This window comes from Polaromonas sp. P1_G1 (genome assembly GCF_056405595.1).
In genome coordinates, this window is the sequence record NZ_JBFUBU010000083.1 from 1 (window position 1) to 10,348 (window position 10,348).

3 protein-coding genes are annotated in these 10,348 nt (G+C 67.0%); all 3 read left to right on the forward strand.

The features are described from left to right. The first annotated feature begins 816 nt into the window (after window positions 1-816). Entirely contained in the window at window positions 817-1,317 is a 501-nt protein-coding gene (locus AC1D1Y_RS25330) for a hypothetical protein (protein ID WP_477656173.1), read from the forward strand. Between the two features lie 62 nt (window positions 1,318-1,379). Then, a complete protein-coding gene (locus AC1D1Y_RS25335) occupies window positions 1,380-4,031 on the forward strand; it encodes a beta strand repeat-containing protein (protein WP_477684780.1) in 2,652 nt (883 codons plus the stop codon). Window positions 4,032-4,146: 115 nt separating this feature from the next. Then, on the forward strand, window positions 4,147-10,185 hold the full coding sequence (locus AC1D1Y_RS25340) for an SdrD B-like domain-containing protein (protein WP_477684781.1): 6,039 nt from the start codon (window positions 4,147-4,149) through the stop codon (window positions 10,183-10,185). Window positions 10,186-10,348: the final 163 nt, after the last annotated feature.

Genomic DNA, 10,348 nt, shown 5'->3' on the forward strand with positions numbered 1-10,348 from the left:
GAGCCAAGCGGGGTCCGGCTAAACTCGCTTCGCTCAGACAACGCCGGCCCTGATCCGCTTGTCTCTGCGCTCCTCGGCCCAGCCAGGACGGGGCAATCGGGAGCGGGAACCAAAYACMRAAAGAYAAAGAAGACAAATRCAAACAAGGACTCGCCGTGGCGAGTCCTTGTTTCTTAGGTATTGGTATTCAYTCCCCACCCCTTGTGGATGCGCCGAGGAGCGGAGGTCCAGACGGATCAGGGATCGCGTTGTTTGAGCCGAAGGCGAGTTTAGCGAGACCCCGTCTGGACCGAGCACCGCAGGTTGCCCGTAGCGAAGCGAAGGGACGCAGCAACCAGGGTCGCCTTTTCTTTGGTGACTTTCTTTTGGCGAAGCAAAAGAAAGTTACTGGCCGCCGGGCCACTCCCGGCCAGCCGGATTCAGCAAAAAGCACTAAAGCCGGCGCAATCAACCGCGCTTGTAACAACTCACCCCCCGGCCCCAAAGCCCAAATCCCCTCGCACCTTCGTTTTATGTGACTTTTTACCCAAAACAGAAGCCTTACTACTTGTGACTACTTGTAAGTTAGGCCGATGAAAAATTACAATAAGTCACAGGTGAGGCTCAGATATGCCCCGAATCTGGGTGTTTTCTCACAGAAATCCTGGTTCTCTTCTCGTTTTTGGGCGAAACGTGAATTAATCGAGCCAGGAAACAGTGCTCAGTAACATAAAGTTACGCCATAAGAGCTGTAAACGCATACAGACCGCGCCTTCTGCGCACTGTCAATCAATGGCGCTGTTACCCGCCGATTTGTAACGAAAAGGATGTGAAACCATGAAATCAATTTTCAAATTTTGTATTTTTGCCGCTGGTCTCGCCCTCGGGCAGGTGGTTTTGGCGCAAGCCGCGCCTGTGACGTCCCAGCTGCTGGCGCAACGCGTCGAGATGGTGGCTGGCAAGCCGGTGCTCAAGCCTGCCGGCGACGGCAAGCCGGGCGACGTCCTGCAATACAGCGCGACCTACCGCAATACCGGCAGCGCCGCCGCAGCCAAGCTGCTGGCCACCGTGCCGGTGCCACCGGGTACCACCTTCATCGCMGCCAGCGACCAGCCTGCCCAAGCCCAGGCCTCGACGGACGGCAGCACTTTCGCGCCCATGCCGCTGACCCGCACGGTCAAGCAGGCTGACGGCAGCACGCGCAAAGAGCCCGTGCCTCTGGCCGACTACCGCGCCCTGCGCTGGGAAATCGGCAGCCTGCCCGCCGGCGCCACCTCGGTGGTCAGCCTGCGCGTGAGCATCGATTCGCCGGCCGTCGTGTCGGCGGCCAAACCCTGATTCCCAGTTCTTGTTAGTTGTCTGTCGATTCACCGTTGTCTTGTAGCCAGGAGTAATACGCCATGTATGCCAACCCCCCGAGTCCGCGGCCCTTAGGGCTGCCGCACTTCTTCACCCACTGGATTGTGGGTTTGTTCGTTGCCTTCGCGCTCGCGATGGCCGGTATGGCGGCACACGCCGCACCGCCGCCCGCCGGCACGTCGATCAGCAACCAGGCTTCGGCCACGTACTCGGATGCATCCGGCATCACGCGCACGGTGACGTCGAACGTGGTGCAGACCACGGTGCAGCAGATCGCCAGCTTGACGCTGGCCGCCAACGGCGCGCAGAACGCGACGCCGGGCAGCGTGGTGTACTACCCGCATACCCTGACCAACACGGGTAACGGCACGGACACCTTCAACCTGATCACCAGCAACTCTGGTCCAGGCTTCACGATGGCCAGCGTGCAGATCTTCGCCGACAACGGCAGCGGTTCGCCCACGGGCCCCGCCATCACTTCGACCGGCGCAGTCGCCGCGGGCGGCCAGTTCAAGTACATCGTGGTTGCCACGCTCCCGGGCACGGCCACGGCGGGACAGACCAACAACCTCACGGCGACCGGCACCAGCGTGTTCGACCCGACCAAAACCCAGTCCAACCTCGACATAACCACCGCCACGACCAACGCCGTCGTGACGCTGACCAAGTCGGCCAGCGTGTCCAGCGGCTCCGCCGGCACGGCCATCACCTACACCCTGACCTACACGAATACCGGTAACAGCACGGCCACCGCCGTGGCGATCACCGACGTTCTGCCGACAGGCCTGAACTACACCGCGGGCTCCGCACGCTGGAGCGTCACCGGCGCCACGGCGCTGAGCGACAGCGGCGGCGCCAGCGGCTCCGCACCCAACACCCTGACTTCGGGCTACACCCTGGGCACCAAGACCCTGCTGGTCACGCTCAACCAGGTGACGGCCGGCCAGTCGGGCACCATCAGCTTCGGCGTGACCGTGGCTGCGGGCACCGCGCCCGGTGTGCTGAACAACACCGCCACGACGTCCTATAACAATGSCGCCGCAACGGTGACGGGTGGCTCGAACACCGTGCCCTTCACGGTGCTGCAGACCGCAGCCGTGACGCTGACCGGCACCACGGTGCCCGGCCCGGCCGCACCCGGCTCGACGGTGAGCTTCACCAACACCGTGACCAACACCGGCAACGGCTCGGACACCTTCAACATCACGCTGAGCGCAGGCAACTTCCCGGCCGGCACGACCTTCCAGCTGTACAAGACCGACGGCGTCACGCCGCTGGTCGATACCAACAGCGACGGCACGGTCGACACCGGCCCCCTGGCCGCAGGCGCGACCTACAACGTGATCCTCAAGGCCACGCTGCCGCCGAACGCGACCAACACCGGCGCGCCGTTCATCATCACCAAGACGGCAACGTCGGTGTTCGACCCGACCAAGACGGCCAGCACTCCCGACCAGCTGACGGCAGTGGCCAACTCCGCGGTTGACGCGACCAACAACCTGCCGACCGCGGTGGGTGTTCCCGGCGTGGGCGTGTTCGCCAACGGTGAAGGCGCAGCGCAGGTCACCAACACGCTGAATCCCGGCGCCTCGACGGTCTTCACCATCGTGGCCAACAACACCGGCCCTTCGCCGGACAGCTACAACCTGGGCGCCAGCACGGTCAACACCTTCGCCAGCGTGACGCTGCCGGCCGGCTGGACGGTCAGCTTCCGTGCCGACGGCGGCGTGGGCAACTGCTCGACCACCGGCGCGACCATCACCAACACCGGCTCCGTGGCCGCCGGCGGCAACGTCGTCGTCTGCGCGGTGGTCGGTGTGCCTGCCGGCTTTGCAGCGGGCACCACGCAGCTGTACTTCCGCACGCTGTCGCCCACGTCGAATGCTTCGGATACGCTGCATGACGCGGTGGTCGTGAACGCCGTGCGCTCGGTCACCCTGACGCCCAACGGCGCCGGYCAGACCTATCCCGGTGGCTCCTACGTCTACAGCCACACCCTGACCAACACCGGCAACGTGCTGGAAGGCAACGGCACGGTCAGCACGCTGACCCTGTCCGCCTCCGACAACCAGGCTCCGGCCGGCTGGACGTCCGCGCTGTACTACGATGCCAACGCCAACGGCGTGCTCGACGCGACCGACCCGCAGATCAGCAGCACCCTGCATGCAGCGGGTGTCCTGCCCGCGGGCCTGGCGCCCGGCGCTTCCATCACCGTGTTCAACAAGGTGATCGCACCGAGCGGCGCAACCCCCGGCGCGGTGGATGCCACGACCATCACGGTCACCACCAGCAACGGCAGCTACGCGACGACGGTTCCCGCCGTGGCCACCGCTGTTGACAGCACCACTGTGATCGCCGGCAACCTGACCCTGTCCAAGGCGCAATCCCTGGATACGGCCTGCGCCGGCCCCAATGGCGGCACGGTCTACGCGGCGGCGACTCTGAGCGCCCGTCCCAACCAGTGCGTGCTGTACCAGATCACGGTGACCAACGTGGGATCCGCGAATGCGACCTCCGTCGTCGTGTCCGACGCGACACCGAGCTACACCACGCTGAGCAGCGCCGCTGCCAGCACGGTGGGTACGGTGACCGGCCCAGCCGCGGCCGCAGCCGGCACCGTCACCGCGACGATCGGCACCCTGACCCCCGGTCAGTCGGCCATCGTGACCTTCGGCGTCCGTATCAACCCCTGACCCGGGACTGACCTCTTGCGCGGGAAGCGAAAGCTTCCCCGCTTTTCCAAGGGCACGACAGCGTGCCCTTTGGAAAGCGACGCCCTGCCGCAACCCAACCATCCATCCAACCCACATGCTTTTTCGCCCGCTGCGCAAACTGCTGATCTCCTGCATGTTGCTGCTCTTCTGGGCAGCCGCACAGGCAGCGCCGACCCCGGTGGGGACGGTGATCAGCAATACCGCGAGCGCGACCTTCGTGGACACGGCGACGGGCTTGCCGGTGCGTATCAATTCCAACACCGTGAACACCACGGTGGCGGCGCTTGAAGCGCTGACGCTGACCGCCAGCCAGAACCTCTTGATCGGTGTCGGTTCCTCCTTCACCATCAGCCACAACCTGGCCAATACCGGCAACACCGCCACCAACTACCTGGTGACCGCCAGCGTGGCCGGCGGCAGCGCCTTCACGCCGCTGAACCTGAAGGTGGTGCTGGACGTCAACGGCAACGGCCTGGTCGATGCCGGCGAGCCGGTGGTTCCCGCCGGCGGCGTGGTCCCGGTGGCCGTGGGTGCCACCGCGGGCCTCCTGATCACCGGCCAGATTCCGCCCGGCGCGGTGCCCGGCCAGACCGCGCAGCTCAGCCTGCGCGCGGTCAGCCAGCTGCAAAACGCCACGGCCACCAACACAGACACCCTCAACCTGACCAACGGCGCGGCCGTGCAGGTCAGCTACGCCGCTTCGACGGCCACCGCGACCCAGAGCGTGGCGCTCAACTTCACCGCCAGGGCCATCAACAACGGCAACATGGCGGCCAGCCCCGCCAACGTGACGGTCAACGGCGCGCCCGCCGCGCTGTTCATCCTGCGCGCACCGGTGCCGGTGAACACGGTATTCGCTTCAGTCCAGCCCGCCACCAATCCCGGCGCGCAGACGCTGTACCACTTGCAGGGCGCCGCCACCGGCAGCTATGTCACCACTGTGCCGGGCGGCGCCGTGGTGGATGCGGTGGCCTGGGCCATCGCAACTTTGCCGCAGGGCGGCCTGTTCCTGGGGCAGTTCAGCGTCATGGTCAATTCGAATGCCGCCAACAACGTGACGGGCGCGGCCTACGCCGATTGGACCGATGCCGCCGCACCGCTGACCACCGCCAGCAACACCGTGGTGCTACCGCTGCCCGCGCACACGGCGAGCCTCCAGTTCTATACCAACAACAGCTATACGGCGCACGCCGCCCAGAGCATTCCAGGCAACGCACTGTATGTGCAGGCTGACGCGTCCATCTGCAATGCCGACCCAAGCACGATAGGCACAGTGGCCATCACCATCGTGAGCCAGCTCACCGGCGACTCGGAAACTTTCACGGCCGTGGAAACCGGGCCCAACACCGGCGTGTTCCGCATCCTGCCCAGCGTTCCCACCGCCAACGCCGCCTCGCACATCGTGGCCTCCGGCGACGGCATCCTCGAGGTGCTGCGCAACGACACCGTGGTCGCCACCATCACGGCTTGCGGCGGCATCTCGGTGTCGGTCAGCACCACGCTGCTGGTCGACCCTTCGGGCACCATCTACAACTCGGCCACCAACCAGCCCGTCGCCGGCGCCACGGTGCAGCTGATTGACGTCCTCGGTGCGGGCAACGGCGGCAACCCCGGCGGCCCGGCCGTGGTGTTCCTGATGGACGGCGTCACGCCGGCGCCCAGCGTCGTCGTGACGGCGGCCGACGGTTTTTATGAATTTCCGCTGGTGCTCAACAGTCGCTATCGACTGGTGGTTACCCCGCCGGCCGGCTTTTCTTTTCCTTCGCGCGTGCCTGCGGCGTTGCAGCCGGCCGGCCGGGTGATCGACACGCCGGGTTCTTATGGCGGCAATTTTCTGGTGGCGCTCGCGCCGGTGCATTTCGACGTTCCCCTTGACCCCGGCGCCACCACGGGCGGCCTCTTCATCCAGAAAACCGCCAACAAGAAGACCGCCGAGATCGGCGACTTTGTCGATTATTCGATCAAGCTCAACAACGTTTCCGCCGCAGCGCTGCCCGCCACCGTGGTCAGCGACAGCCTGCCGGCCGGCTTCGCCTACGTGCGCGGCACCGCGCGCCTCAACGGCGCGGTGCTGGCCGACCCCGCCGGCGGCGCCGGCCCCAGCCTGCAATTCGCCGTCGGCAACCTCGCCGCCGGCGCGCAGCCCGTGTTGACCTACCGCGTGCGCGTGGGCGCGGGCAGCCAGAGCGGCAACGGCATCAACACGGCCCAGGCCGCCAGCGGCGCGGTGCGCTCCAACAGCTCCAGCGTGCGTGTGCAGGTGGTGGGCGGCGTGTTTTCCAACAAGGCCTATGTGTTCGGCAAGGTGTTCGCCGACTGCAGCAGGGACGGCGTGCAGGACGCGGGCGAGCCGGGCATTCCGGGCGTGCGCATCTACCTGGAAGACGGCACGTACGCCGTGACGGACGAGGAAGGCAAGTACAGCTTCTACGGCCTGGAGCCGCGCACCCATGTGGCCAAGGTCGACAACATCACGCTGCCCGCGGGTGCCACGCTGGCCGTGCTGAACAACCGCAACGCCTTCGACGCCGGCAGCCGTTTCGTCGACCTCATCAACGGCGAGCTGCACAAGGCCGACTTCGCCATCGCCGAATGCACGCCCGGCATTCGCGACCAGATCGCCGCGCGCCGCAAGGCGCTGGGAAACCCGTCGGAAATCACCCAGGCCGCCAGCACGCTGCTGCAGGCCAACCGCGGCGCCGTCGCGGCGGACAGCCGCACGCTGCCCGCCGCCGGCGCCATGGGCCTGCCGGGCGCGCAGCAAAACAACGCCGGCAGCAATGCCGTGGCGCCGGCTCCTTTGCAAGGCAACCTGGGCGCCGTGGGTGACACCGGCGGCCCCGCCGCGCCCAATGCCCGCCTGCCCAAGCCCATCTACACGCCCGCCAGCGTGGAGCCGGCACAGCCCGCCGGCGCCGAGCCGGCCGCGGCCGAACAGGTGCTGCAACCGCTGGAAGACCTGTTGCCGGAACTGGACGCGGCGACCGCCTTTGTGGGCCTGGTTGACGAGCAGCTGCTGCCGGTCGCGCAGACCCGGGTCCGCGTGAAGGGACCGCTGGGCGCCCGCTTTGAACTGACCGTCAATGGCCAGCCCGTGCCCGCGACGCAGGTCGGCAAGAAAAGCAGCCTTGAGAAGAACAAGGTCCTGGCCTGGGAATACATCGGCGTGGACCTGAAACCCGGCCGCAACACGCTGGCCGTGCGCGCCCTCGACGGTTTCGGCAATGCCCGCGGCACCGCGCAGATCACGCTGCGCGTGCCCGGCGCGCTGGCCAAGATCGACATCGGCGCGCCCGCGCAGCTGGTCGCCGACGGCGCGACCGCCGTGCCCGTCACCATCGCGCTGCGCGACGCGCAGGGCCTGCCCGTGGCCGCGCGCACCCAGGTCAGCCTGCAGGCCAGCCAGGGCCAGTGGCAGACCCCCGACCTCGATGCGCGCCAGCCCGGCACCCAGGTGTTTGTCGAGGGCGGCGAAGGCCGCTTCCTGCTGCTGCCGCCGGCCCAGCCCGGCAAGGCCGAGCTCACCATCACCAGCGGCACCGTCAAGTCGACCTCCACCATCGAGTTCATCCCCAACCTGCGGCCCATGATCGCCGCCGGTATCGTCGAAGGCACGATCAACCTGCGCAAACTCAACCCCTCGGCGCTGCAGCCCGCCCAAAGCGGCGATGTGTTCGAGCGCCAGATCCAGAGCACCTCGCGCAGTTTTTCCGGCGGCAAGGGCGAAGCCGCCGCGCGCACCGCGCTGTTCCTTAAAGGCAAGGTCCTCGGTTCCTCGCTCCTGACGCTGGCCTACGACTCCGACAAGCCTTCGGACACGGCACTGTTCCGCGACATCCAGCCCGGCCAGTTCTACCCGGTGTACGGCGATTCATCGGCGCGCGGCTTTGACGCGCAGTCCACCGGCAAGCTTTACGTGATGCTGCAAAACGGCAGCAACTACGCGCTGCTGGGCGACTACTCGACGCAAAGCGACAACGCGGCGCGCCAGCTCACGCAGTATTCGCGGGCGCTCAACGGCGTGAAGGGCCGCTACCAGGAAGGCGCAGTCACCGTGGAGGGCTTCGCCAGCCGCACCGCGACCACGCAGCTGGTGCAGGAATTCCGCGCCAACGGCACCTCCGGCCCCTTCCTGCTCAACATCAACGGCGTGGTCAACAGCCAGCAGGTCAACATCCTCACGCGCAACCGCAGCCAGGCCTCGGTCATCGTCAACGACACGCCGCTCACGCAGTTCACCGACTACGAGATCGAACCCATGAGCGGCCGGCTGCTGCTGAAGTCGCCGGTGCCCAGCGTGGACACCGACCTCAACCCCATCTTTGTGCGCGTGAGCTACTCGGTCGACACGGGCGGCGTGAAACACACCGTCGCCGGCGCCGAGGCCCGCCTGGAGGTCACGCCGGCCGTGACGCTGGGCGCCTCGACGATGCGCGACACCGACCCGGCCAACCGCCAGAACCTGGACGGCCTGAATGTAACGGCCAAACTCGGCGAGAAGACGGTGGCCACCGGCGAAATCGCGCGCAGCAGCACCGACCTGCAGGGCAAGGGTTCGGGCCAGCGCGTCGAGATCCGCCATGAAGACCAGGCGCTGCAGGCGCGCGTCTGGGGCGCCAAGACCAGCGCCGGCTTCTTCAACCCCAACAGCGTGCAGTCGGCCGGCCAGTCCGAGTACGGCGCCAAGCTCGGTTACGCGGTGGACGAAAAGAACCGCGTGGTCGGCGAAGCGCTGCGCACCGCCAACAGCGTGACCGGCGCGTCGCAGACCGGCGCCGAGCTCAAGCTGGAGCACAGCATGGCCGGCAACATCAAGGTGGAAGTCGGCGTGCGCTACAGCGCCGCCAATACCGCCGCCGCGCTGTCCGGCCCGGCCTTGCCGGGTTCCACCGTGCCCATCGTTCCCTCGGCCGCGGCGATGGCGGCGGGCTCTTCGGAGGAAGTCGGCACCACCACCGCGCGCGTCAAGGTGACGGTGCCCGTGCCCGACGTACCGCAGGCCGACGTTTACGGCCTGGCCGAGTACGCCATCGACGGCAGCGGCGGCCGTGAAGTCGGCGTGGGCGGCAACTACGCCATCAATTCGACGACGCGCCTGTATGCGCGCCACGACTTCATCAACAGCCTCAAGAGCATCTACACGCTCAACGCCTCGACCTCGCAGTACACCACCGTCGCCGGCATCAACACCGAGCTGACCGACAGCACGCAGCTGTTCAATGAATACCGCATGGGCGACAGCATCAACGGCCGCACCAGCGAAGCCGCCCTGGGCCTGCGCCGGCTCTGGCGCCTGGACAACGGCGTGGGCCTGACGGCCAGCGTCCAGCGCATCAAGCCGATTTCGGGTGTGGTCGTCGACGACTCCAGCGCCGTGACGCTGGGCGCCGACTACACCGCCGCGGCCACCTGGAAGGCCTCGGGCCAGGTCCAGTGGCAGACCTCGACCAATTCGAGCAGCTGGCTGCTCACCGGCGCGCTGGCCAACAAGCTGGACGACAGCTGGACGCTGCTCAACCGCGGCCTCTACAGCGAGCAGACCAACCTCGGCGCGGGCGGCGGCAAGCGCGAGCTCATCACGGCGCAGTCCGGTGTGGCCTACCGCCCGGTCGCAACCGACACGTGGAACGCGCTGGGCCGCGTCGAGTACAAAAAGGATTCGGACAACACCCTGGGCCCCGGATTGAGCCGCGACGAATCCGGCCTGATCCTGTCCACCCACCTCAACGTGCAGCCCAACCGCAACTGGGCCATGAGCGGCCGCTACGCCGCCAAGTGGGGCCGGGACCGCTCCAACGGCATCAGCAGCCGCTCCTTCACGCAGCTGATAGGCGGCCGTTCCACCTGGGACCTGACCCAGAACTGGGACGTCAGCCTGCAGGCCTACCGCATGTGGGGCAACGGCGCCGCCGAAACCGCCGCGGGCGTGGAAGTCGGCTACCTCGCCTGGAAAAACATGTGGGTGTCAGTGGGCTATAACTTCAAGGGTTTCAAGGCCGCGGACATGGTGGGCGAGGCCTATACCCAGCGCGGCCTCTATCTGCGTGTACGCTTCAAGTTTGACGAGAACGTGTTCGGCGAGCCTTCCGGCGCCGCGCTTTCTCCTTCCCGCACGGCGGCCCCCCAATCATGATGCTTCTTCAACGCCCTGTTTCCCGCCCCGGTCTGCCCCGCAAGCCGGCGCCTTCACGCGGCCTGCTGCGGGCCGCATGGGGCGCCGCCTTGCTGCTGCTGGCCGCGCCCGGGGTGATGGCGCAGACGACTTTCAATTACACCGGCGCGGTGCAGACCTACAC

Excerpts from the sequence above, each read along its gene's own strand:
- AC1D1Y_RS25340 (WP_477684781.1), top strand. The coding sequence starts at position 4,147 with ATGCTTTTTCGCCCGCTGCGCAAACTGCTGATCTCCTGCATGTTGCTG.